The organism is Streptomyces hypolithicus, from assembly GCF_052934925.1.
On record NZ_CM128811.1, the window covers coordinates 4,185,935 to 4,207,824 of the forward strand.

18 protein-coding genes and 2 tRNA genes are annotated in these 21,890 nt (G+C 71.1%); 17 read left to right on the plus strand and 3 right to left on the minus strand.

Annotated elements, in window-relative coordinates; all coding sequences use genetic code 11:
• Nucleotides 1-120 precede the first annotated feature (120 nt).
• From ACU6WZ_RS19760 to ACU6WZ_RS19785, 6 genes are all read left to right on the plus strand, one after another.
• Entirely contained in the window at nt 121-1,362 is a 1,242-nt protein-coding gene (locus ACU6WZ_RS19760) for a glycosyltransferase family 2 protein (RefSeq protein WP_447029409.1), read from the plus strand.
• A 188-nt stretch (nt 1,363-1,550) separates the two neighbouring features.
• Nucleotides 1,551-2,678: a glutamate 5-kinase gene (proB, locus tag ACU6WZ_RS19765; RefSeq protein WP_447029410.1), complete on the plus strand. Its 1,128-nt coding sequence runs from the start codon at nt 1,551-1,553 to the stop codon at nt 2,676-2,678.
• A 166-nt stretch (nt 2,679-2,844) separates the two neighbouring features.
• On the plus strand, nt 2,845-3,330 hold the full coding sequence (locus ACU6WZ_RS19770) for a DUF8830 family protein (protein WP_447029412.1): 486 nt from the start codon (nt 2,845-2,847) through the stop codon (nt 3,328-3,330).
• A 195-nt stretch (nt 3,331-3,525) separates the two neighbouring features.
• The gene (locus ACU6WZ_RS19775; RefSeq protein ID WP_447034143.1) at nt 3,526-4,770 is read left to right on the plus strand and encodes a glutamate-5-semialdehyde dehydrogenase; all 1,245 of its coding nucleotides are present in this window, start codon (nt 3,526-3,528) and stop codon (nt 4,768-4,770) included.
• 58 nt (nt 4,771-4,828) lie between these two features.
• The gene (locus tag ACU6WZ_RS19780) at nt 4,829-5,440 is read left to right on the plus strand and encodes an SCO2584 family spore wall biosynthesis protein (protein ID WP_447029413.1); all 612 of its coding nucleotides are present in this window, start codon (nt 4,829-4,831) and stop codon (nt 5,438-5,440) included.
• 197 nt (nt 5,441-5,637) lie between these two features.
• Complete coding sequence (locus ACU6WZ_RS19785) at nt 5,638-6,855, plus strand: SCO2583 family membrane protein (protein ID WP_447029414.1); 1,218 nt, start codon at nt 5,638-5,640, stop codon at nt 6,853-6,855.
• Between the two features lie 140 nt (nt 6,856-6,995).
• On the opposite strand, the gene ACU6WZ_RS19790 is transcribed toward ACU6WZ_RS19785, so the two are convergent.
• Nucleotides 6,996-8,066, minus strand: coding sequence for a M48 family metallopeptidase (locus tag ACU6WZ_RS19790; RefSeq protein ID WP_447029416.1), 1,071 nt, complete (start codon nt 8,064-8,066; stop codon nt 6,996-6,998).
• Between the two features lie 192 nt (nt 8,067-8,258).
• Here ACU6WZ_RS19790 and ACU6WZ_RS19795 point away from each other — a divergent pair, with 192 nt between their 5' ends.
• From ACU6WZ_RS19795 to ACU6WZ_RS19830, 8 genes are all read left to right on the plus strand, one after another.
• Entirely contained in the window at nt 8,259-8,426 is a 168-nt protein-coding gene (locus ACU6WZ_RS19795; protein WP_447029417.1) for a hypothetical protein, read from the plus strand.
• A gap of 38 nt (nt 8,427-8,464) precedes the next feature.
• The gene (gene nadD, locus ACU6WZ_RS19800) at nt 8,465-9,079 is read left to right on the plus strand and encodes a nicotinate-nucleotide adenylyltransferase (RefSeq protein WP_447029418.1); all 615 of its coding nucleotides are present in this window, start codon (nt 8,465-8,467) and stop codon (nt 9,077-9,079) included.
• A gap of 59 nt (nt 9,080-9,138) precedes the next feature.
• Nucleotides 9,139-10,800: an LCP family protein gene (locus ACU6WZ_RS19805; protein WP_447029419.1), complete on the plus strand. Its 1,662-nt coding sequence runs from the start codon at nt 9,139-9,141 to the stop codon at nt 10,798-10,800.
• A 23-nt stretch (nt 10,801-10,823) separates the two neighbouring features.
• Nucleotides 10,824-11,318 (plus strand): ribosome silencing factor, encoded by a 495-nt coding sequence (gene rsfS, locus ACU6WZ_RS19810; protein ID WP_447034144.1) that lies wholly within the window; start codon nt 10,824-10,826, stop codon nt 11,316-11,318.
• Nucleotides 11,315-11,977 (plus strand): histidine phosphatase family protein, encoded by a 663-nt coding sequence (locus tag ACU6WZ_RS19815; RefSeq protein ID WP_447034146.1) that lies wholly within the window; start codon nt 11,315-11,317, stop codon nt 11,975-11,977. Before rsfS ends, ACU6WZ_RS19815 begins: the two co-directional genes overlap by 4 nt.
• Nucleotides 11,978-12,046: 69 nt before the next feature.
• Nucleotides 12,047-12,119: transfer RNA gene (locus ACU6WZ_RS19820), tRNA-Ala, on the plus strand.
• 336 nt (nt 12,120-12,455) lie between these two features.
• Nucleotides 12,456-12,689, plus strand: coding sequence for a hypothetical protein (locus ACU6WZ_RS19825; RefSeq protein ID WP_358586772.1), 234 nt, complete (start codon nt 12,456-12,458; stop codon nt 12,687-12,689).
• Between the two features lie 146 nt (nt 12,690-12,835).
• Nucleotides 12,836-12,908, plus strand: a tRNA-Ala gene (locus ACU6WZ_RS19830).
• 82 nt (nt 12,909-12,990) lie between these two features.
• Here the strand turns inward: ACU6WZ_RS19830 and ACU6WZ_RS19835 are convergent.
• A complete protein-coding gene (locus tag ACU6WZ_RS19835) occupies nt 12,991-14,568 on the minus strand; it encodes an NADH-ubiquinone oxidoreductase-F iron-sulfur binding region domain-containing protein (RefSeq protein WP_447029420.1) in 1,578 nt (525 codons plus the stop codon).
• A complete protein-coding gene (locus ACU6WZ_RS19840; RefSeq protein WP_447029422.1) occupies nt 14,565-15,929 on the minus strand; it encodes a ferric reductase-like transmembrane domain-containing protein in 1,365 nt (454 codons plus the stop codon). Before ACU6WZ_RS19840 ends, ACU6WZ_RS19835 begins: the two co-directional genes overlap by 4 nt.
• Before the next feature lie 476 nt (nt 15,930-16,405).
• Here ACU6WZ_RS19840 and leuS point away from each other — a divergent pair, with 476 nt between their 5' ends.
• The 3 genes from leuS (at nt 16,406) to ACU6WZ_RS19855 (ending at nt 21,081) form a co-directional block, all read left to right on the plus strand.
• Entirely contained in the window at nt 16,406-19,273 is a 2,868-nt protein-coding gene (gene leuS / locus ACU6WZ_RS19845) for a leucine--tRNA ligase (RefSeq protein ID WP_447029424.1), read from the plus strand.
• Between the two features lie 123 nt (nt 19,274-19,396).
• The gene (locus ACU6WZ_RS19850) at nt 19,397-20,170 is read left to right on the plus strand and encodes a hypothetical protein (RefSeq protein ID WP_447029425.1); all 774 of its coding nucleotides are present in this window, start codon (nt 19,397-19,399) and stop codon (nt 20,168-20,170) included.
• Nucleotides 20,171-20,235: 65 nt separating this feature from the next.
• Nucleotides 20,236-21,081: a DegV family protein gene (locus tag ACU6WZ_RS19855; RefSeq protein ID WP_447029426.1), complete on the plus strand. Its 846-nt coding sequence runs from the start codon at nt 20,236-20,238 to the stop codon at nt 21,079-21,081.
• Nucleotides 21,082-21,890 lie beyond the last annotated feature (809 nt).

The following is a 21,890-nucleotide window of genomic DNA, read 5'->3' on the forward strand; positions in this document are numbered from 1 at the left end:
ACGTTCCGCCGGGCTGTTCGTGTGTGATGTGGCGTGCATCACGTGAAAAAGTGACGATGGTGAACAACCCCACCCATGTGCGGACTGTCTTGGATGTTGATGAACGAGAATGAGACGGGCATGGCCCCCGCTGAGATTCCCGATGTAACCGTGATCATCGGGGCTTACGAGGCGATGCCGTACCTGATCCCCTGCCTTGAGTCGGTCGAGGCCCAGACGCTGGGCGCCGACCGCATTGAGATCGTGGCTGTCGATGACGGCTCGACCGACGGGACCGGCGAGTACCTCGACGACTTCGCGGTCCGGAGCAAAGTCGCCACGCGCGTCGTCCACCAGGAGAACTCCGGCGGACCGAGCAAGCCCCGCAACGTCGGGCTCGGCATGGCCCGCGGTCGCTACGTGTTCTTCCTCGACGCCGACGACTACCTCGGCACCGAGGCGCTGGAGCGGATGGTCGCCATGGCCGACCGCAACGGAACGGACGTCGTCCTGGGGAAGATCGAGGGCGTCGGACGCGGTGCGCCGAAGTCCATGTTCGGCCGCACCCTGGAGCGTACGGACCTCTTCTCGTCCAACATCAAATTCACGCTCAGCGCGGAAAAGCTGTTCAGGCGTGAACTGCTGGAGAAGCACAACATGCGCTTCGATCAGCAGCTGTATACAGGCGAGGACGCGCGCTTCACTCTTGAAGCGTATGTTCGCAGTTCCGCGGTCTCCATCGTGGCCGACTACGTCTGCCTTTACATCGTGCGCCGGGACGACGGCAAGCACATCACGCAGAGCGGCAGTTACGCGATGCGGTTCGATTCTGCGACGGCCCTCATGGACCTGATCGCCGAATTCTTCCCGCCGGGCGAAAAACGCGACGAGCTGATGATCCGCCCATTCGTGATCACCCTGCTTCCGCAATTCGATCACCGCTGGCTGAAGGAGAAGAACGGCGCCCGCCAGAACAAGATCGAGCTGGCCCAGCCGCTCACCGACAAGTACTGGACGCCCGGCGTGGCCCGCCGGCTGAAGGTGCCGGAGCGACTGCGGATGTATTACGTCGCCGAGGGCCGCGCCGATCTCCTGGAGAAACACCTGACGTTCCTCAAGGCGGAGGAGGTGCCGGAAGTCGTCCGCAAGGGCTCGGCGGGCAAGCCGTACCTCGCCTACCCGCACTTCGGGGACACGGCGGCCGGCGTACCCGACGAGATGTTCGCCGTGGTCGTCCCGGAGTGGGTCGCCGGGGTCCGGGTCGCCCCGGTGAAGCCGCAGAAGAACGCCGCCAGACCCAGACCGTCCTTCGCGCGGCGCGTCGTGCGCAAGCTGCGACGGATGGCGCGGGGCGCGGTCTCCGGTCGGATCGCCCGCTCCTGAGGGGCTGTCACCTACCGGCTGCCTTCCTCGTCGCGCCCCGCGCGCCCCTCACGTTCTGGCCGGTGCGGGGAGGGAGGAGCCGGAGCCGGGGGGCCGGGCCCGTCCAGCGGGCGAAATGCGCGGGCGCCGCCGCGACCCGCTCACGTACATTGCGGGGACAGCCGGGCGAACAAGAGTGGGGTGTGTACGTGTCACGGGCAAGGCAGGGCGTCGCGGAGGCACGCAGGATCGTCGTCAAGGTCGGCTCCTCCTCACTGACCACCGCGTCGGGCGGCCTCGACGCGGACCGGGTCGACGCACTCGTCGACGTACTCGCCACGGCACGCAGCGGTGGCGAGAAGGAGATCGTTCTCGTCTCCAGCGGCGCCATCGCCGCCGGACTCGCGCCCCTCGGGCTCGCCCGCCGCCCCAGGGACCTGGCCCGCCAACAGGCCGCCGCCAGCGTCGGCCAGGGCCTCCTCGTGGCCCGCTACACCGCCTCCTTCGCGCGCTACGGCGTACGCGTCGGCCAGGTGCTGCTCACCACCGACGACACCAGCCGCCGCGCCCACTACCGCAACGCCTACCGGACGCTGGACCAGCTCATCGCCATGGGCGCGGTCCCCGTCGTCAACGAGAACGACACCGTGGCCACGGACGAGATCCGCTTCGGAGACAACGACCGGCTCGCCGCGCTCGTCGCCCATCTCGTACGGGCCGACCTGCTGGTGCTGCTCTCGGATGTCGAGGGGCTCTATGACGGCGACCCCAGCACCCCCGACACCGCGCGCATCGCCGAGGTGCGCGGCCCCGGCGACATCGCGCACGTCAGCATCGGCAGCGCCGGCAAGGCAGGCGTAGGCACCGGCGGCATGGTCACCAAGGTCGAGGCGGCCCGTATCGCCGCGGCCGCCGGCATCCCCGTCGTCCTCACCTCCGCCGGCCGCGCCGCCGACGCCCTCGCGGGCCGCGACACGGGCACCCACTTCCACCGCACCGGCCGGCGCAGCGCGGACCGGCTGCTGTGGCTCGCCCACGCGTCGACGCCGCAGGGCGCGCTCACGCTCGACGAGGGGGCGGTACGGGCCGTGGTGGAGCGGCGTACGTCACTGCTGCCCGCCGGAATCGCGGGCGTAGAGGGGGAGTTCAGCGCCGGCGACCCGGTGGAGCTGCGGGACCCGGCGGGCCGGGCCGTCGCCCGCGGACTCGTCAACTACGATGCCAAGGAGATCCCGCAGCTGCTCGGCCGCTCCACGCGTGACCTGGCGAAGGAGCTCGGGCCGGCGTACGAGCGCGAAGTCGTACACAGGGACGATCTGGTGCTTCTCCACCCCTGAAACGGCTGAAAGTCCGGCCTCGGGCCGGAGACCTTCACGAAAAGCGCCCCGCGCCGGGCCCAGGACTGGTCAACTTTGTTGCGGGACGCGTTGCGGGGTACGGCGCGGGACAAGGCGCGGTATACGGCGCTGGCTCGGCACAACAACGCATTACAGGAGGCCGCCGGTGAGACGAGCGCGTCCGGGGGCGCTGCCCCGAGGGACGTCCGAGCGTGCCCTGACGAGTGTCGGGGCTGGAGCCGACTTCGACGACCGCCCGGAGCCTGATCAGGGACCGGCCGCCGGCCGGGAGATCCACGGCAGCCGGGAGGCGTCGCGGCTCTGGCACATCACCCTCAGCGTCTCGGGCGCCGAAGCCCCGCTGGCGGACGTCAGAAGAGGCCTCGAACAGCTCGCCCACGACCACCCTTTCCTGCTGACCAGCAGATACGCCAATGATCACGCGGAGATCCGCTACTGGGAAGAGGCCCGCGACCTGCACGACGCCGCTGCCGTGGCCCTGCGGCTGTGGGGCGAGCACCGGGCGTCGTCGAAGCTGCCGCCGTGGGAGATCGTGGGCCTGGAGGTCATCGACCGGGACACCTACCACCTGCGGATCGCCGAAGGCTTCGGTCCGCTGCCCGCCGCACCGGTCGGCGTACACCCGTATTGAGCCCCCCCATATTGAGCCACCGTTGAGCCACCTGTATTGAGCCGTGAGCAGGCCGTCTCGCGGAGCGGGATTGCCGGCCTGTGCCGGCAGGGGGCGCATTACCCTGCGGGCATGACCTCGCACACGTCTCCCGCCGACTCCGCGTCCCCGCCCGCGCCGCACACCCCGGCGTCCTCCGCGGCGTCCTCCCCGGTCATGCTGACCGCCGGGCGGGCCCGCGCCGCCGCCGCCGAGATCGCGCCGCTCCCGCGCGCCGCCAAGGACGCCGCGCTGCTGGCCGTCGCCGACGCGCTGGAGGCCCGTACGGAGGAGATCGTGGCGGCCAACGCCCAGGACGTCGAGCGGGCGCGGGCCGCCAGTACCAGCGAGACCGTCGTCGACCGGCTGACGCTGACCCCGCAGCGGGTCGCGGCCATCGCCTCCGACGTGCGGGACGTGGCCGCGCTGCCCGACCCGGTCGGCGAGGTCGTACGCGGTTCGACCCTGCCCAACGGCATCGACCTGCGCCAGATCCGGGTGCCGCTCGGTGTCGTCGGGATCATCTACGAGGCCCGCCCGAACGTCACCGTGGACGCGGCCGCGCTGTGCCTGAAGTCCGGCAACGCGGTGCTGCTGCGCGGCTCGTCCTCGGCGTACGCCTCCAACACCGCGCTCGTCGGCGTCCTGCGCGACGCCGTCGCCGCGGCCGGCCTGCCCGCCGACGCGGTCCAGCTGGTGCCGGGGGAGTCCCGGGATTCGGTACGGGAACTGATGCGCGCCCGGGGCCTGGTCGACGTGCTGATCCCGCGCGGCGGGGCCTCACTGATCCGTACGGTCGTCGAGGAATCCACCGTCCCCGTCATCGAGACGGGCACCGGCAACTGCCACGTGTACGTCGACGCCGAGGCCGACCTCACCATGGCGGTCGACATCCTCATCAACTCCAAGGCTCAGCGCCCCAGCGTCTGCAACTCCGCCGAGACGCTCCTGGTCCACCAGGACATCGCGGACGCCTTCCTGCCGCGCGCCCTGCAGGCGCTCGCCGAGGCGGGCGTCACCGTCCACGGGGACGAGCAGGTGCTCGCGTACGGCGAAGGCTCCAAGGCGACCGTCGTGCCGGCCACCGCGGAGGACTGGGAGACGGAGTACCTGTCGTACGACATCGCCGCCGCCGTCGTCGACTCACTGGACGGGGCCGTCACCCACATCCGGCGCTGGACGTCCGGGCACACCGAGGCCATCGTCACGACCTCGCAGGCCGCGGCCCGCCGCTTCACCCAGTTGGTGGACTCGACGACGGTCGCCGTGAACGCGTCCACGCGCTTCACGGACGGCGGACAGTTCGGCTTCGGGGCCGAGATCGGGATCTCGACGCAGAAGCTGCACGCGCGCGGACCGATGGGGCTGCCCGAACTGACCTCGACGAAGTACATCGTCACCGGAGACGGCCACACCCGGTAACCCGCTCCGGTTCGCACGTTCTCTGCCCAAAACGCCCGTCCGGGGCTACGCTGAACGAGTGCCGGACGACGTGGGGGGCAGGCCGTTCCAGGACGGCTGGGAGCCCGACGACGACCGCGGAGGCGCGGATGAGTACTTCGCCTCCGTGGTGTTCGACGAGGACTTCGTACGAGCCGCCGAGATCCACGAACCGAGCGCCGTGGAGCGGCTGCTGTCGGCCGCCCAGGCGCGCGCCGACGCGGAAGCCACCCGGGCGCGGGCCGGCAAGGCCCCCTCGGACGACGACCTCTTCGACGAGCTGTACGGCGCCGGGTACGGCCTGCGCGAACCCGGCCACGACGGCGCGTACGGTCCTGCCTGCGCCGACGACGAGGACGCGGAGGACGGTTTCCACGGGCGGCACGGCGGGGGCCTTCGCCCGTACCGCGGACACGCGCGCTGGCACCGTCCGGTGGCGTGGATGCTGGCCCTGCTGCTGGGCATCGGGATGGTGGCGCTCGCGTTCAGCGCCGTATACCGGGGGGCGTCCGGGGCCCGTCAGGACCAGGTGCCGCCGCCTGCGACCAGCGACAACTCCCGGCCGGGCGGTCCTTCGGCGTCCGCCGAGCACTCGGCGCCCGCGGTCTCCGCGGTGCCCGCCGTGTCCGCGGTGCCGCGCTCCGCACCCTGACAGCAACCCCTGACAGCAACCCTTGACAGCAGTCGCCCACCTGGACGTTTCCTCTTCATGGCGGCCGTCGATCGCGAACGACGTCGACGACCTACCCTGAACTCATGACGGACAGGCCCTACTCGGTGCGCTCGCGGCCATAACGGGGCGTGGCGCGGCGGCTTCGGTTGGTGCGGAGGAGGAGGTCGGGAGAAGTCATGGCAGGCCGCGAAAAGCCGCCCGAAGGTCCCCCCGAAGGTCCCCCCGAAGGTCCCCCCGAAGGTCCCCCCGAGGGCCCCCCGGGCGGCCCCGACGACGAATACCGGTCCGTCGTCTTCGACGAATCGTTTGTGCGGGCTGCCCGGCTTCAGGAGTTCTCGGCGCAGGAGCGCCTGGACGACCACGAGAAGCAGGAGAAGTCGGTCCGGAGCCGGTCGGCGTGGCAGGCCCGCCAGGCCGTCCGCCACGGCGGTGCTGGGCCCGGCGGCCCAGGCCGCAGGCGGCGGGGCGGGGCGGGTGCGCAGGCGCTGCTACTCGTCCTGATGATCGCGGTCGCCTTCGGTACGGCGATCTACCTGGGCGTGCGCCACCCGTACCAGCCCCCGCCCGCCCTGCACACCGGGGCGCTGCGGACCACGGTGGTGCCGCTGGCCCCGGAGGGCGTGGTGTCGGGTGGCAGGCCCGCAGAGCTCTTCGCGCGCAGCCCGGCGGCGCAGTTCCGTACCGGCGCGGACGGGGTCACTCTGCCGGCCGTGCGGCGTACCGCGCACTTCTCGGAGGGCCAGGTGATGGCCGCGTTGACCATCGCGAAGGACTACCTCGTCACGTCGTCGCTCGACCCCGAGGTGGTGTGGGGGGCCACGGCGTCCACCGCACGGCCGGTGCGGGCGCTGCTCGATCCCGACCAGCTGGGCCAGTTCGACCGCAGCCTGGACGCCCCCGCCGACGACGGGCGGCACGCGGCCACGGGGTGGCTGGTGCGCTTCGACCCGGCGCAGGTGGCGCAGGCGAGCCCGCAGGTGCGGGTCCGGGGCGTGCTGCGGGTCGAGGAGACGGAGACCGGCCGTCTGGACGTGACCTCCGACCACACATTCGTGTACGCGGTACGGCCGGCCGGAGCGGACGGTTCGACCGGGTCGCCCGCGTCGCTGTTCACCGTGCGGCGTGAGCTGAGGTTCCGGTTCGACCGCGACGACCTGCGGATGCACCGGGCCGAGCTGCTGGGCGCGTACGTCCAGGCCGGGCCGCAGGCGTGCGCCGCCCCGGGCGGGGCGAGCCACCTGCGGCCGGTGACGGCCGGGCAGCGGGCCGCGAAGGAGGGACCGGCAGGGACCGACCCGTACGCCACGGGGCCGGGTGCTACGGCGCTGTGCGGGACGTTTGCGCCGGGTGCGATGCCGGGCGCTTCGCCGGGGCTGCGGGGCGGCGGCCGGTAAGGCGCCGGCGGGGACGCGGGGCTCCGCCCCGGACCCCGGTCCTCAATCGCCGGACGGGCTGGATTTGGTCCTGCACGGCTGCCAAGCGGGGGCTGGATTTACCGACCCCGCACGGCTGCCACGCGGGGCCGGATTGCCTCTCAGGGGGTGCCGGGAGGTGTGTCGTCGGGCGGGGTGGTGGGGCCGGGCTTGGGGCCGCCGAATGCGCCGCGCAGCTTGCCTCCGAGATCGTTCGCCCCGCCCGCGAGGTCGCCGACGAGCTTCATCAGCGGGTCCTTGCTGGTCCGCACGGTGTCGGCGTAGTGCGACGCCGAATCGCGGAACGAGTCCGTGACGGAGGTGTCGCCGTCCTCGTCACGCCTCGGGTAGTGGCCGTCCATGAGCCGCTGGTAGTCGCGGCCGGCCGCCCACTTCTTCAGCTCGGCCGCCCGGACCGTGGTGAACGGGTGCGAGCGCGGCAGGACGTTGAGGATCTTCAGCACGGAGTCGCGCAGGTCCCCGCCCGCCTCGTACTCCTCGGCCTGCTCAAGGAACGCGTCCACGTTCATCTCGTGCAGGTGGTTGCCTCCGGCGATCTTCATCAGGCCGCGCATCGACGCCTGGAGGTCCTGGCCGACCAGCAGACCGGCCCGGTCCGCGGAGAGCTCCGACTTGCGGAACCACTCGCGCAGCGCCGTCACGATCGCCATGATCGCGATGTTGCCGAGCGGAATCCAGGCGACCTTGAGCGCGAGACCGGTGAGGAAGAGCAGGATCGTGCGGTAGACGGAGTGACCGGACAGCGCGTGGCCCACCTCGTGGCCGACGACCGCCCGCATCTCCTCCTCGTCGAGCAACTCGACCAGGCCGGTGGTGACCACGATGATCGGCTCGTCCAGGCCGATGCACATGGCGTTGGGCTTCGGGTCCTGGGAGACGTACATCGGCGGGACCTTCTCCAGGTCCAGGATGTAGCACGCGTCCCGCAGCATGGCGTGCAGGTGCGCGAACTGGGTCTCGCCGACCCGCACCGAGTCGGAGAGGAAGAGCAGCCGCAGGCTGCGCTCGGGAAGCAGTCCGCTGAGGGCCTTGAACACGGTGTCGAAGCCGGTCAGCTTGCGCAGGGCGACCAGGGCCGAGCGGTCCGCCGGGTGCTCGTACGCCCGGGAGGAGATGCCCGGGAAGCGCCGGCGGTTGCGGCTTGGCACATGCTCGTGATTGCCGTCTGTCATGGATGGCCCCCTGTCTACGAGTGTTTCCCGTCCCCCGGACGGTCCCAGCGTATGCGCTGACGCGGCGCGCGCCGGGCCGGTTCCCTGGCCCGGTCACTGCGTCAACGACTGAGTCGGCGTGAGCGTGCCCGGGTGGCCCGCATACGATGTGCGCGAAGTCTCCGCTCCGACTCCCGATAGGTCCTGCCGAAGATGAGCCTCCACAGCACCGCTGCCTCCCTCGTGACCCTTGCCTCCGGCGAGGGCGGCGAACACGGCGGCAACCACGAGTCCCTGAACCCCTACTTCACCGGCGCGGGCGCGTTCGTCGCGCTCATCCTGCTGCTCTGGATCACCACGCGTTTCAACCGCGACCGCTGAGGCGGGGCCGCGAGAGCGGGCCAGTAGGCTCTGCACGCATGGAAGAGCACAGGGTGCCCAGCGCCGCGGGCAAACGCCGGCTCGGTGTGATGGGCGGGACGTTCGATCCGATCCACCACGGACACCTGGTGGCGGCCAGTGAGGTGGCAGCGCACTTCCACCTCGACGAGGTGGTGTTCGTGCCGACCGGGCAGCCGTGGCAGAAGAGCCACAAGCAGGTCTCCCCGGCCGAGGACCGCTATCTGATGACGGTCATCGCCACGGCGTCCAATCCGCAGTTCTCGGTGAGCCGGATCGACATCGACCGCGGCGGTCCGACGTACACGATCGACACACTGCGCGATCTGCGGGCGGCCAACTCCGACGCGGATCTCTTCTTCATCACCGGCGCGGACGCCCTCTCGCAGATCCTCACCTGGCGGGACGCGGAGGAGCTGTTCTCGCTCTCGCACTTCATCGGAGTGACCCGGCCGGGGCACCACCTGACCGACGACGGTCTGCCCAAGGGGGGCGTCTCCCTGGTCGAGGTGCCGGCCCTCGCCATCTCCTCGACGGACTGCCGGGCGAGGGTGGCGCAGGGTGACCCGGTCTGGTATCTCGTTCCGGACGGTGTGGTGCGCTACATCGACAAGTGCGAGCTGTACCGCGACTGAGCGGCAGGCATCGGCACGGTTGTACGGGGAGCACAGACACAGCAGGGAGAGGGGCACCGGTGAACGACGGACAGTATCCGTACGACCCGTACGCGCAGGATCCGTACGTCCAGCAGCCGGAGATCATCGGCTACGACGCCTACGGCCGCCCGGTGTACCAGCAGCCCCAGCAGCAGGCTCCTCATCAGCCCCCGCAGCAGTACGACTCCCCGCAACAGCAGCAGGGGTACGGCTACGACCCGTACGCCCAGCAACCCCAGTACGACCCGTACGCACAGCAGCCCGAGCAGCAGCCCCAGCAGGAGCAGCATTACGGGTACGCCGACACCGCCCAGCAGCAGCAGTGGATCCCACAGCAGGCCGGTCCGGTGCATGAGAGCGCGCCCGCTCCCGCCGCCGAGCCCGAGGCCGAGCCCGAGCGGGCTCCCGTACCCGAGCAGCGCAGGCCAGGGAACGAGTACGCCACCGAGCAGTTCTCCTTCGTCGAAGAGCCGGACGAGAACTCCGAAGACGTCATCGACTGGCTGAAGTTCACCGAGAGCCGCACCGAGCGCCGCGAGGAGGCCAGGCGCCGGGGCCGCAACCGTGTCGTCTCCCTGGTCGCCGTCCTGGCGCTGGTGGTCGCGGCCGGCATCGGCTACCTCTGGTACGCGGGCATGCTGCCCGGCCTCGCCGGCGGCGACGAGAGCCCGAGCGCCGCTTCCGGTCCGCAGAAGCGCGATGTCTTCGTCGTGCACCTGCACGACACCAAGCGGGGCGACAAGGGCGTCACCTCCACCGCGCTGCTCGTCGACAACGCCACCACCGGGCAGGGAACCACCGTGCTGCTCCCCAACTCGCTCTCCGTGGCGAAAGACGACGGCACCACCACGACGCTCGGCAAGTCCGTCGACGACGACGGCGCGGCCGGCACCCGTGAGGCGATCGGGTCCGTGCTGGGGACGAAGGTCGGTGGCACCTGGCGCCTGGACACTCCGTACCTGGAGAACCTCGTCGAGCTGGTCGGCAACATCGAGATCGACACCGACACCGACGTGCCCGATTCCAAGAAGGGCGCCTCACCCGTGGTGCGTCAGGGCAAGGAGCAGACGCTGAGCGGCCGGATGGCCGTCGCGTACGCCACCCACCGGGCGACCGGCGAGGCAGAGGCCGCGCAGCTCCAGCGGTTCGGCCAGGTCATGCAGGGCGTACTGAAGGAGATCTCGGACGATCCGCAGGCCGCGACCACCACCGTGCGCACGCTGGCGCAGATCCTCGACCCGTCGCTGCCGGAGAAGGATCTCGGGGCCTCGCTCGCCAAGCTCGCCGAGCACGCCAAGAAGGGCGACCACAAGACGGCCCAGCTGCCTGTGCAGCCCGACGGGCGCCTGAGCGAGTCCGCCGCCGCCAGTGTGGTCAAGGACATCCTGGGCGGCTCGGTCAGCAGCCCGGAGCAGGGTGCGGCCGTGCGGGTCGGGATCAAGAACGCGAACGGCAGCGAGGGCGCCACCGAGAGCGCCAGGATCGCCCTGGTCAACGGCGGGTACGCGTTCGTGGACGCCGGCAGCGCGGGCACCGCTATCACGTCGTCGCAGGTCAACTACGGCGCCACGGCTCAAAAAGCGCAGGCCCAGGAGGTCGCCAAGACGCTGGGGCTGCCGGAGAGCGCCGTACGCAAGGGCAAGAGCGCCCCGAACGCCGAAATCAGCGTCGTACTGGGCCAGGATTTCGAGGTCAGGTAGGGCACCCGTTCATTTCGTCGGGGCTGTCGGTGGTCCGTGAGACCCTGGAGGGACTGCTGACCACCGACGAAAGCCTGCCTGTGACCGCCACGGACCGTTCCATCGAGCTCATCAACGCCGCCGCTCAGGCGGCCGCAGACCGGCTCGCGCACGACATCATCGCGTACGACGTCAGCGATGTGCTGTCCATCACCGACGCCTTCCTGGTCGCCTCGGCGCCCAACGACCGTCAGGTCAAGTCGATCGTCGACGAGATCGAGGAGCGACTGAACAATGAGCTCGGTGTCAAGCCCGTGCGTCGCGAGGGCGACCGCGAGGCCCGCTGGGTGCTCCTGGACTATGTCGACATCGTCGTCCACGTCCAGCACAGCGAGGAGCGTGTCTTCTACGCCCTGGAGCGCCTGTGGAAGGACTGCCCGGAGATCGCACTGCCCGAGGACGCCGTCAAGACCCGCGGCCTGGCCGACGAGCACGCCAAGCTGCGTGCGGCCGGTGATGTGGACGGAGACCTGAGCTGAACGCCGGCGACACCGGCCGGCCGAGCCGGGGCCGGCGCATCGTCCTGTGGCGACACGGCCAGACCTCCTGGAACCTGGAGCGCCGCTTCCAGGGCAGCACCGACATCGAGCTGACCGAGACCGGCGTCGCGCAGGCGCGCCGGGCCGCCAGGCTGCTCGCCTCCCTGAAGCCGGACGTGATGATTGCGTCCGACCTCAAGCGGGCGGCGGCAACGGCCGTCGAGCTGTCCACCCTGACCGGCCTGGACGTGACGCACGACGCTGCCCTGCGCGAGACGTACGCGGGCGCCTGGCAGGGTCTGACGCACGACGAGATCATCGGGCAGTTCGGCGATCAGTACGCGGCATGGAAGCGCGGCGAGGCCGTGCGGCGCGGCGGCGGGGAGCTGGAGACCGAGGTCGCCGACCGGGCGGCCCCCGTCGTGCTCGCGCACGCCGACAAACTGGCCGACAACGGCACCCTCGTCGTCGTCAGCCACGGTGGCACCATCCGCACCACCATCGGCCGGCTCCTGGGGCTGGAGTCGCACCACTGGGAGGGCCTGGGCGGGCTCTCCAACTGCTGCTGGTCCGTCCTGGGCGAAGGCGCCCGCGGCTGGCGGCTGCTGGAGCACAACGCCGGGACGCTCCCGGAGCCGGTGCTCGGCGACGACGACTGACGGATTTCACTTCTCCCAGGTCGCAGGCTAAAGTTCTTCTTGTTCGCAGCGCACAGCGCGGAGAACAGCGGGGCTATAGCTCAGTTGGTAGAGCGCCTGCATGGCATGCAGGAGGTCAGGAGTTCAATTCTCCTTAGCTCCACAATCCGGATCCCGGTTCCTCCTCCAGGGGGGACCGGGTTTCTTGTTTCCGTGACCATTACTCCCGTGACCACGGCTCCCGTGATGACGGCTCCCGTAACGACGGATTCTGTGACGCTCGCGGTGCGCAGCGCAGCGCTAGTGCGCCGCATTTCGGGGCAGTTCGCGATCTCCGGCGTCAACTGCCGTGCGGTGTGGCGGACCTCCTGCCCCGAGGTCACCGCCCCTCTTGCACAGCCATGGCAGAATCGGACGGCCGGAGGGGGACGAGGGACCGGCCGACAACGGAGGTATCGCGTACGTGTGCACGGCCTGCCGCCACGGCTGGAACTGAAGCATGGGCGCACACCGGCGGAAATGCGACTGGTGCGGCAGTGGCACGCCCATCGTCCGTGACATGGAGCCCGTCAACGCCGAGTACCAGTACTGGTGCGAGGAATGCGCGCGGGCGCTGATCATAAAGGGCGACCCCATCGAGACGTATCGCGAACTCGAGGGCGAGCCCATCTACGGCAGGCTGCTCGACGAGCACTGCACGCTCAAGCGCTTCTACTCCTTCGCGACCGCCTGACCGCCTGACCGACCGCTTGACCGGCTGACTGTCCGATAGAAACGGACAAAGCGGGCGCGTGGGCAAACGATTTGGTGGAGGGCCGGGGGGACCGTGTAATGTTGGCGGAGCCGCCGGGGGAAACCACGGAGAACGGCAGAACGCGCGGGGCTATAGCTCAGTTGGTAGAGCGCCTGCATGGCATGCAGGAGGTCAGGAGTTCAATTCTCCTTAGCTCCACAGAAGCTCCACAGCACGAAGATCCCGCCCGGTCGGATGAGACCGGGCGGGATCTTTCGTATGCCCCGGGGGCGGCCGGGGGTCAGTCCCGGCCGCTGCCGAGGGCCTTCCTGGTGCTGCCCGGCAGCGCGGCCCGAGCCGGCCGCGCGGGAGCCTCCTGCTCGATACGGAGCGCGAGCGCGGGGCAGCGGCGTACGGCACGCTGCGCGCGCCCCCGCAGGTGCACCGGCACCGACGCGTCCGAGAGCGCCGGGTAGCCATCGGGGCCGAGCCGGATCAGCTCCGGAACGATGTCGGCGCACAACCCGTGGCCCTTGCACAGCGTCCAGTCCACGGCGAACTTCTCGCCGCTCGGGACGCCCTCCTCCTCGTAACCGGGCCCCGGGAGCGGCAGCACACCCGCTGTCTCGCGGCCGCAGCCGCCGCCCAGGACGTGCGCCGCCAAGTCGTCCGTAAAGGCGTTCAGGGTCGATACGAAGAAGCGCACCGAGCCGTCGGGGTGCTTGCAGGCGCCGCGGCCCTTCACGGCCTGCGTCACCTCCCGCAGCGCCTCCAGCGCGGCCTGACCGCCACCGTTGATCACGTCGGACAGGCCCCCGGCGGCGGCGGGCAGCCCAAGGCGGCAGGGCCCGCACTGGCCCGCCGTCTCCGCCGCCAGCCAGTTCGCCACGCGCAGCGACTCGCCCAGCGGGCAGGTCTCGGGGCCGATCGGCAGGATCGCCCCCGCCCCGAGCGCGCCGCCGAAGGACGCGAGCGACTCACGGGATATCACGGCGTCGTGCGCGGCGACCGCGTCGATCCAGCTGCCGTGATAGCCGCCGGTCAGGACGCCCTGGGGCATCGGTGGAGCGCCGGCCATCTGGAGAACGTAACGCAGCGGTACGCCGGTGGGCACCTCCACGACCATGGGGCGCGAGACCGCGCCGGAGATCGTCAGCATGACGGTGCCCGGCTCGTTCTCCAGGCCGGTGTGGCCGTAGCGGCGGGCGCCGATGCGGGCGGCGACGGCGAGCTGCGCGAAGGTCTCCGTGTTGGACAGCAGCGTCGGCGCGCCGCCGACGCCCGTTTCGGAGGCGCGCTCACGGCGCCCCGGCGGCAGGGCGGGGCCGCCGTTGGCCGCGCGGATCAGCGAGGACGCCTCGCCGGAGACCATGCGCTCCGGGGTGCGTACGATCCGGGCGCGCAACTGCTGGCCGCGCCGGTCGGACAGGCCGCGCTCGGCGAAGGCGGCCCGCATGGACGCCTCGGTCGAGTTGCGGGTGACGCCGACGATCAAGGTGCGGGCGCCGAGTGCCTCGGCCGCGAGCAGCGCGCCGTCCAGCGCCAGGTGGGGGGCGCGGTTGAGCAGGACGGTGTCCTTGCGGCAGGCGGGCTCGCCCTCACTGCCGTTGATGACGACGACGGGCCGCACCCCGCGCCTGATGGAGGCCTGCGCGACGGCCCGCAGCTTCTTGCCGAACGGGAAACCTGCCCCGCCGCGGCCACGCAGCGAGATGTAGTCCGCGAGTTCGGCCAGGCGCTCCCCGCCCACCGGCTCCAGCGGGCCGTGCACTTTCAGGTGCATGCCGAGGTCGAGGCGCTCGACCAGGTCGAAGCCGGTGGTCAGCTGGGGAAGGCCGACGACGCGGACTTCGGGGACGTCGGGTAGCGGGTCGTTCAACGTCGTTCTCCTGCGGGTGCGTGCCAGGGCTCGCCTGCGGCGGGCCGGTGGGGCGGGGCCGGCGCGGGGTCGGGTGCGCCGAAGGGGTGGGGGGCGGGTGCGGCGGACGCCTCGGGGGCGTAGGAGGGGCGCCCGGCGGTGGCGCCCGGGACGTTGTCCGGGTGAGCGGCGTACTCGGCGTACCCGGGGAGGTCGGGTGCGGGAAAGCCGCCGGGGCCGTATCCGGGCAGGTCCGGGGCGGGGACGGCACCGGGGCCGTACGCCGCGCGGTCCGGGTCGTACGGCGGGCGGGCGGCCGGGATGGGGGGCGGAGGGGAGGGGGTGGGCCAGCGGGGCGGCGGTGCCTGGGCCGGGATCTCCTCCGTCAGGGGGATCTGCTCCGCCAGCGGGATCCGCTCGGTGGGCGCGGCCGCGAACGCCGAGGCGTGGGCGGCGGGTGGGGCCGATGCCGACACGGCGCGGTATGCCGCCGAAATGCCGTTGTCCGAAGCCGCGTTGCAGGCGGGCGCCGGAAGGCCGGCCTCGTACAGCGGCGGTGAGGGGGCCGCGAGGCGGGGCGGCGGCTGCACGTGTGTGGGCGCGTCATCGCGCAGCAGCTGCTCGGGCGCCCGCTGCGGGCGCGGCGGTTCCTGAGGCGGTGCGAATCCGCCGCCGGGCAGCGGGGAGAGCACAGCGTCGCGCGGTCTGGGCTCGGGCCGGCGTGCCAGGGAGCCCGAGGTGGCCAGGGCCACGATCCGGTCGGCGACCATCCGCTTGAGCGGGGGCGGCAGCAGGCGCAGTGAGAGGGCTCCGACGACCGCCGTGAGGCACAGCGCGTACATCGTCACCACCCACCCGGCGGCCGGCCGGCCTGCGAACAGGCCGTGTACCAGGGCCGATCCCCAGGCGGGGTAGGCGACCATGTGCAGCGCCCGCCAGCGGCCCGCGATGCGTCCGGGGGTGGCGAAGGCGCTGCGCAGGGCGCCGGTCGAGGCGGCGACGATCATGAGGAATCCGGCAAGGGAGCCGAATCCGATGAGGCCGGACGTACCGGAGACGCCGAGGCCGAAGGGGATCAGGGCTCCGAGGAGCGAGATGTGCCCCAGCGAGACCTTGACCGTCGCGTGCAGCAGCAGGAAGCCGAGGGAGGCGACCGCGGTGGCCCGGTGGATGCCCTGGGCGAGCAGACGGTGACGTGGGCGCAGCAGCAGCCGGTCGGTGGCCAGCATGCCCCAGGCGACAGAGGCGGTGAGGGACACCAGGGACAGCACGCCCGTGGTGAAGTCCAGCGCGGCCCGGAAACTGTCGCTTCCGGCTATGGCGAACAGGGGTATGACGACCAGTACGGCCGCTGTCAGGCCTCCTTGCGCGGGCCGGCTCAATGCGGGGAAAGCGAAGGAAGTGCTTTTCTTGCGACGCGAGTTGGGATGTGGGGGGTGTGGATGAGGGTTCATGGGGGCGACTCCGAATGGTTCGGCAAAGTGGTCCCGTTGCCGCATGCTAGGTCGGGTCATACCAGGCAGTACGGCGTTTGGAGGTTTAGTGCGGGAACTGTGTGAAAACTCGCTCGAACGTTGCCCCGGATAGGGCCGATACGCGGAGTAACCCTGGCCGACGGGCCACCGGGAAGGCGCCGGCGGCGGGTAAGGGGCCGACGGGCGGATACTCGCCGCGGCCCTGTCGGGCCCTGCGGTACCCTGACGCCATGCGTGCCGTACGCCTTCTGCTTAGCGAGCCGCGCTGATCAGTCCCGACGGATGACAGATCCGGTCGGAATCGGCGCGGCGTCCCCTCCTGTGCGAGGGGATTTTTCATTTGCAGGCCGCGGGCAGAGACGATCGATGGAGCTTTGAGGATCATGAGCGAGACGAATTCTGCTGCCGAGGTGGCAGCACCGCACCGCTATACGGCCGCGATGGCCGCTGACATCGAGGCACGCTGGCAGGACTTCTGGGACGTCGAGGGCACGTACGAGGCGCCGAACCCGAGCGGGGGCCTGGCGGGCGACGCCGAGCTGGCCGCCAGGCCCAAGAAGTTCATCATGGACATGTTCCCGTACCCCTCGGGTGCGGGCCTGCACGTCGGGCACCCGCTGGGTTACATCGCCACCGACGTCTACGCCCGCCATCAGCGGATGACCGGCCACAACGTCCTGCACACCCTCGGTTTCGACGCCTTCGGCCTGCCCGCCGAGCAGCACGCGGTCGCCACCGGCACCCACCCCCGGGTGTCGACCGAGGCCGCCATGGACAACATGAAGCAGCAGCTGCGCCGGCTGGGCCTGGGACACGACAAGCGGCGTTCCATCGCGACGATCGACCCGGGCTACTACACGTGGACCCAGTGGATCTTCTTGCAGATCTTCAACTCCTGGTACGACAAGGACGCGGACCGTGCCCGTCCGATCGCTGAACTGGTAGCCCAGTTCGAAAGCGGGGAGCGTACGATGCCGGACGCGCGCCCGTGGAGTGAGCTGAGCGCCGCCGAACGCGCCGACATCCTGGGCGAGTACCGCCTGGCGTACGCCTCCGAGGCGCCCGTCAACTGGGCGCCGGGCCTGGGCACCGTGCTGGCCAACGAGGAGGTCACCGCGGACGGCCGCTCCGAGCGCGGCAACTTCCCCGTCTTCAAGGCCAAGCTGCGCCAGTGGAACATGCGTATCACCGCCTACTCCGACCGCCTGCTCAGCGACCTGGACGGCCTGGACTGGCCCGAGGCGATCAAGCTGCAGCAGCGCAACTGGATCGGGCGCAGCGAGGGCGCGCGCGTCGACTTCCCGGTGGGGGACGCGGGCGCGATCACCGTCTTCACCACCCGGCAGGACACCCTGTTCGGCGCGACGTACATGGTGCTGGCGCCCGAGCACGACCTGGTCCAGGCGATCGTCCCGGTCGCCTGGCCCGAGGGCACGCACGAGGTGTGGACCGGAGGTCACGCCACTCCCGCCGAGGCCGTGGCGGCGTACCGCAAGCAGGCCGCGTCGAAGTCCGACGTCGAGCGGCAGGCCGAGGCGAAGGACAAGACGGGCGTCTTCACCGGCGCGTACGCCGTCAACCCGGTCAGCGGTGAGCAGGTGCCGGTCTTCATCGCCGACTACGTGCTGATGGGGTACGGCACCGGCGCGATCATGGCCGTCCCGGCGCACGACTCCCGCGACTTCGCGTTCGCGCGCGCCTTCGAGCTGCCGATGCGCTGCGTCGTCGAGCCCTCCGACGGGCGGGGCACGGATCCGGCGCAGTGGGACGACGCCTTCGCCTCGTACGACGCGAAGATCGTCAACTCGGCGGGCGAGGGGGTCTCGCTGGACGGGCTGGGTGTCGTCGACGCCAAGGCGCGGATCACCGAGTGGCTGGCCGCCCGCGGCATCGGCGAGGGCACCGTCAACTACCGGCTGCGCGACTGGCTGTTCAGCCGGCAGCGGTACTGGGGCGAGCCGTTCCCGATCGTCTACGACGAGGACGGCATCGCGCACCCGCTGCCCGAGTCGATGCTGCCGCTGGAGCTGCCCGAGGTCGAGGACTACTCGCCGCGCACCTTCGACCCGGACGACGCCGACAGCCGCCCCGAGACGCCGCTGTCGCGCAACGAGGACTGGGTCGATGTGACGCTGGATTTGGGCGACGGTCCGAAGAAGTACCGGCGAGAGACCAACACCATGCCCAACTGGGCCGGTTCCTGCTGGTACGAGCTGCGCTACCTGGACCCGCACAACAGCGAGAAGCTGGTCGACCCGGCGATCGAGCAGTACTGGATGGGCCCGCGCGAGGGCATGCCGCACGGTGGTGTCGACCTGTACGTCGGCGGCGCGGAGCACGCGGTACTGCACCTGCTGTACGCGCGGTTCTGGTCCAAGGTGCTGTTCGACCTGGGGCACGTCTCGTCGTCGGAGCCGTTCCACAAGCTCTACAACCAGGGCATGATCCAGGCGTTCGTCTACCGGGACGCGCGCGGCATCGCCGTGCCGGCGGCCGAGGTCGAGGAGCGCGACGGCGGGTACTGGTACGGCGGCGAAAAGGTCGGCCGCGTCCTGGGCAAGATGGGCAAGTCCCTGAAGAACGCGGTCACTCCGGACGAGATCTCAGCCGAGTACGGCGCTGACACGCTGCGGCTGTACGAGATGGCGATGGGCCCGCTGGACGTGTCGCGGCCGTGGGACACACGCGCTGTCGTCGGCCAGTACCGGCTGCTGCAGCGGTTGTGGCGCAATGTCGTCGACGAGACGACCGGTGAGGTCACGGTGGTCGGCACGGAGCCCGACGAGGAGACGCTGCGCGCGCTGCACAAGGCGATCGACGGGGCCGGCCAGGACATGGCGGGCATGCGTTTCAACACCGCCATCGCCAAGGTCACCGAGCTGAACAACCACCTGACGAAGGCGGGCGGCCCGCTGTCGCGCTCGGTCGCCGAACGGCTGGTGCTGCTGATCGCGCCGCTCGCCCCGCACATCGCGGAGGAGCTGTGGCGCAAGCTGGGGCACACGGACTCCGTGGTGCACCAGGACTTCCCGGTCGCGGACCCGGCGTATGTGGTCGACGAGACCGTGACGTGTGTGGTGCAGGTCAAGGGCAAGGTCAAGGCGCGGCTGGAGATTTCCCCGTCGATCGGTGACGCGGAGCTGGAGAAGCTGGCACTGGCCGACCCGGGCGTGGTCGCGGCGCTGGGCGGCGCCGGGATCCGCAAGGTGATCGTGCGGGCGCCGAAGCTGGTCAACATCGTTCCGGCGTGATCGCGGTGTAGGGCTTTCCCCTACGGGCAGGTTGGGGGTTCCGATGGAACCCTCGGCCTGCCCGTTCCGTTTACGGTGGAGAGACCACGCGAGTCGAGTGGACCGACAAACAGAGGGGCGCTCATGGAAGCCGTCATTGTGATCCTGGCGCTGCTGCTCTTCTTGGCATTCGTGGCGACAGGCGTCTACGCGGGCGTGAAGGCGGTCGGCGCGGCGAAGCGCGGAGTGGACCGTACGATCACGCAGGCGCGGCGCAGCGTCGAGGACACCACCCTGCGAGCCAAGAGCTTCGGACAGCTGGGTGTCGCCGGCGAGCTGGCCCAGCTGAGGCTTTCGCTGCGTACGTCGATGAAGGCGACGCAGGACGCGCTGCACGCCGGAGCCGCGGAGGACGCGTCCCTGTCGGAGTCCATCGCGCTGTTCGAGCGGCTGAGCGCACATGGGCACGAGCTGGACGACGAGCTGAGGCGGCTGGAGCGCGAGCCGGACAAGGCGCGGGTCGCGGAGCGCATGCCGGACCTGCGGGAGCGCACGGAACGGGTGACGCACGCGGCGGACTCACTGCGGTGGGCGGCGCGGGACCGGGCGAGTCGGTTCGCGGACGACGACCTCGCGTCACTGAGCGCGCAGATCGAGGTGGAGTCGGGGGCGCTGCGGCACTGGGCGACCGGGCCGGGGGCAGAGGCGTCCTGGCCGGCGGCGGGCAGCGCGACTGAGCCGGCACGGGCTCAGTCGTGGCAGGACGTGCCGGCGGACGCGGACACCCCTGCGGCGGGTGCCGGCGCGCGAGACGGGACCGCGGACGACGCAGGGCCGGAAGCGATCACCGCGGGTGACCCGAAGCGGCAGACGGTGTATCCGTGGCAGAAGGCGGCCCGGCCGGAAGGCACGGTCTGAACGGGAAAGACGGCCCGGAAAGGCTCGACTGCCGCAGGGCGTCCGCGCGGGGTAACCTCCCGCTCATGTCCCGCCATGTCGCGATCGTCACCGATTCCACGGCCTACCTGCCACAGCGGACGATGGAGCGGCATGCCATCACCGCGGTGCCGCTGACCGTCGTCATCGGCGGCCGGGCCCTTGAGGAGGGCACGGAGATCTCGGCGCGCACTCTGGCCCTCGCGCTGCAAAAGCGCCGGTCCGTCACGACGTCCAGGCCGGGCCCCGAAGTCTTCGCCGCGGCGTACCGGGCGGCGGCCGAAGCGGGGGCGACAGGAATCGTTTCGCTGCACCTGTCCTCCGAGTTCTCCGGTACGTACGACGCAGCCGTGGTCGCGGCGCGGGACGCGCCGGTGCCGGTGCGGGTGGTGGACACGGGCATGGTCGCCATGGCCCTCGGCTTCTGCGCGCTCTCGGCTGCGGAGGCCTCCGACGCGGGGGGCGGCGTCGACGAGGCGGTGGCCGCGGCGGAGAAGCGGGCGGCCGGCATGTCGGCGTACTTCTACGTGGACACGCTGGACTACCTGCGCCGAGGCGGCCGCATCGGCGCGGCGCAGGCGCTGCTCGGCTCGGCGCTCGCGGTGAAGCCACTGCTGGAGCTGGAGGGCGGGCGGATCGAGATGCTGGAGAAGGTGCGAACGGCGTCCAAGGCGATCGCCCGCCTGGAGGAGATCGTGGCCGGGCGGGCCGGAACGCGCCCCGTCGACATCGCGGTGCACCACCTGGCGGCCCCGGAACGCGCCGAACGACTGGCGGAGCGGCTGCGCGGCCGGGTTCCCGGACTGGCGGAGCTGCATGTCAGCGAGGTGGGGGCAGTGATCGGGGCGCACACAGGGCCGGGGCTGCTCGGGGTCGTGGTGGCGCCGCACTGACGGCTGTGGGCGGGCGACTCGCCCACAGCCTTCCCTCGCGAGAGTGACCGGGTTATCCACAACGGTCGGATTTTCCACCGGAATTGAGCTTGATCATCGCAGCTGGGCGGATGTGCCTACCGTCTTGTGCCATGGCTCTCCGATCACGCTCCGCAACCACGGGCCCGGGCCGCGCCCCGGCCTCGCCCCTCCACTGGGCCGGTACGCGCCCCCCCGACATCCGCAGCTTCGACGACCCGTCTTCCGGCGACGCGTCTTCCGGTGACGCTCTGCCGTCCGGCGTCGGCCGCGACGCCGAGTTTCGCTCGCGCCGGTCCCCGTCGTCGGGGGCTCGGCCCCTGTTCGCCAGGCCCTCCGGTGCGAGGGGAGGCGCGGACGGTCGTGCTTCCGATGTCCGGGGCCGACGTGGGCACCGACGGCGGCGGAGTCGTCTCGGGCCCCGGTCTTGCGAATCCGTCGAGTCCCGTGCGCTGCGCCGCCGCGCGGAGGCGCTTCTCGCGCCGGTACCACCGTCAGCACGTCGAGGCGACGCGCCGCCGGGTGGGGAGCCGTTCGCACATTCGCCCGCCCACTCGCCCGGTCCTGCGGTGACGACTGGCACAACAGCGACAGCGGAGGAACCGCCGCCGTCCCATGCACGGGATCGCGCTCAGGACCAGGCCCCGGCAGTGGCCCGTACACCGGATTCGTCCTCGACGGCTCCGACCGCTGCCGCAGCTCCGACGTGGTCCCGCCCCAGCGTCGGGGCCCCCGCCCCAGCCGGGTTCGTCGCGTCGCCGGTTGCTCCGACACCCGCAACGGCCACAGCC

What these genes read in the sequence shown, in the direction of transcription:
- ACU6WZ_RS19760 (WP_447029409.1), top strand. Translation starts at nt 121, where the DNA reads ATGGCCCCCGCTGAGATTCCCGATGTAACCGTGATCATCGGGGCTTAC.
- ACU6WZ_RS19775 (WP_447034143.1), top strand. Translation starts at nt 3,526, where the DNA reads ATGCTGACCGCCGGGCGGGCCCGCGCCGCCGCCGCCGAGATCGCGCCG.
- ACU6WZ_RS19785 (WP_447029414.1), top strand. Translation starts at nt 5,638, where the DNA reads ATGGCAGGCCGCGAAAAGCCGCCCGAAGGTCCCCCCGAAGGTCCCCCC.
- ACU6WZ_RS19790 (WP_447029416.1), bottom strand. Translation starts at nt 8,066, where the DNA reads ATGACAGACGGCAATCACGAGCATGTGCCAAGCCGCAACCGCCGGCGC.
- ACU6WZ_RS19795 (WP_447029417.1), top strand. Translation starts at nt 8,259, where the DNA reads ATGAGCCTCCACAGCACCGCTGCCTCCCTCGTGACCCTTGCCTCCGGC.
- nadD (WP_447029418.1), top strand. Translation starts at nt 8,465, where the DNA reads ATGGAAGAGCACAGGGTGCCCAGCGCCGCGGGCAAACGCCGGCTCGGT.
- ACU6WZ_RS19825 (WP_358586772.1), top strand. Translation starts at nt 12,456, where the DNA reads ATGGGCGCACACCGGCGGAAATGCGACTGGTGCGGCAGTGGCACGCCC.
- leuS (WP_447029424.1), top strand. Translation starts at nt 16,406, where the DNA reads ATGAGCGAGACGAATTCTGCTGCCGAGGTGGCAGCACCGCACCGCTAT.
- ACU6WZ_RS19850 (WP_447029425.1), top strand. Translation starts at nt 19,397, where the DNA reads ATGGAAGCCGTCATTGTGATCCTGGCGCTGCTGCTCTTCTTGGCATTC.
- ACU6WZ_RS19855 (WP_447029426.1), top strand. Translation starts at nt 20,236, where the DNA reads ATGTCCCGCCATGTCGCGATCGTCACCGATTCCACGGCCTACCTGCCA.